The following is a 794-nucleotide window of genomic DNA, read 5'->3' on the forward strand; positions in this document are numbered from 1 at the left end:
CTACTACTCCAAACGCCGGAAAAAGGAGGACAGGGACAATGGCAGATAACCGCAAGTATTACTACCTCAAGCTGAAAGAGAACTTTTTTGACAGCGACTCCATTGTGCTGCTGGAAGATATGAAAGACGGGATTTTATATTCCAATATCCTCTTGAAGCTGTACTTAAAATCGCTGAAAAACGGCGGGAAATTGCAGCTTGACGAGCATATCCCCTACACAGCACAGATGATAGCGACACTGACCCGCCACCAGATAGGGACAGTTGAGAGGGCTTTAGAGATTTTCCGGCAGTTGGGGCTTGTGGAGCAGCTTGACAGCGGGGCTTTCTATATGACCGACATTGAGCTGATGATAGGACAGTCCTCTACCGAAGCCGAGCGAAAACGGGCTGCAAGGCTGGAAAACAAGGCACTTTTACCGCCCCGGACAAAAGGCGGACATTTGTCCGACATTCGTCCACCAGAGATAGAGATAGAGTTAGAGAAAGAGATAGAGATAGAAAAAGAGAGAGAGGGAAAAACGGGGCACCCCGCCCCCGCCGCTTATGGCAGATACAACAATGTGATACTGACCGATACAGAGCTTTCCGGGCTGAAAACAGAGCTGCCCGACAAGTGGGAGTATTATATTGACCGGCTTTCCTGCCATATCGCTTCCACCGGGAAGCAGTACCACAGCCATGCAGCCACCATTTACAAGTGGGCGCAGGAGGACGCTGCCAAAGGCAAGGCTGCCCCGAAACAGGGCATACCCGATTATTCATGCAAGGAGGGCGAGAGCTTATGAAAAACG

The 794-nt window shown here is 50.5% G+C and carries 1 protein-coding gene; it reads left to right on the plus strand.

Annotated features, from left to right (window positions below; all coding sequences use genetic code 11):
* Nucleotides 1–38: 38 nt before the first annotated feature.
* On the plus strand, nucleotides 39–788 hold the full coding sequence (locus H8S80_RS33955; RefSeq protein WP_014078533.1) for a phage replisome organizer N-terminal domain-containing protein: 750 nt from the start codon (nucleotides 39–41) through the stop codon (nucleotides 786–788).
* The last annotated feature ends 6 nt before the right edge of the window (nucleotides 789–794 follow it).

Source organism: Hungatella sp. L36, from assembly GCF_014288035.1.